Source organism: Arthrobacter sp. K410C, from assembly GCF_059090105.1.
Window position 1 is genome coordinate 1 of sequence record NZ_JBNHFJ010000075.1, and the last position, 259, is coordinate 259.

Consider the following 259-nt stretch of genomic DNA (forward strand, 5'->3'; position numbering starts at 1 on the left):
CAGGCGGGCAGGAAGTCCTCGACGGTGAAGTCCAGGCGGGAGGGCATGTGGTGTTCGCTGATCTCGTCCGGCTTGAAGCTTCCGAGCTCGTCGAGGTCCACGGGCATGGGTTTGTGGGCGTAGGAGCCGATGCCGTACCGGTCGCCGTGTTCGCGGTAGTAGAGGTCCTGGTCCTGGTGGCGCAGGATCGGCAGGCGGGCGCCGTTGGGGAGCTCGTTCTTGCCGTGCTGGGCCGGGACGGGGGTGGTTTTGACGTACT

At 66.4% G+C, this 259-nt stretch carries 1 pseudogene; it reads right to left on the reverse strand.

Features of this window, described 5'->3' with window-relative positions:
- Positions 1-259 (reverse strand): annotated as a pseudogene (locus AC5RU7_RS21145) (sarcosine dehydrogenase); the annotation flags it as partial.